The organism is Pseudoalteromonas sp. SIMBA_162, assembly GCF_046535955.1.
In the GTDB taxonomy this organism is placed as follows: Bacteria; Pseudomonadota; Gammaproteobacteria; order Enterobacterales; family Alteromonadaceae; genus Pseudoalteromonas; species Pseudoalteromonas marina.
Genome location: NZ_JAWJBQ010001146.1, coordinates 1 through 239, shown reverse-complemented (window position 1 = coordinate 239; position 239 = coordinate 1). Strand labels below are relative to the sequence as shown.

The 239-nt window shown below is 66.1% G+C and carries 1 protein-coding gene; it reads left to right on the top strand.

The features are described 5' to 3' along the window. Positions 1-239, top strand: a 239-nt coding sequence (locus tag R0J88_RS23265; protein ID WP_410901356.1) for an ABC transporter substrate-binding protein, incomplete at both ends; no start/stop codon positions are given.

Genomic DNA, 239 nt, shown 5'->3' with positions numbered 1-239 from the left:
CCTACAAGGCGGTCGAGAAGTTCGCCAAGCAGTACAAGCGCCAGGTGGTGGCCAACATCGCCTACAGCGCCGGTTCGGCCTCGGTGACGGCCGAGGTGCAGAAGCTGGCCGCCGCCAAGCCCGACGTGGCGATCTTCGCCAGCTACACCTCGGACGCCATGCTGTTCGTGCGCACCATGCGCGAAAGCAAGTACGCGCCGCCGGTGCTGCTGGCCAACGACGCCGGCTTCATCGATTCG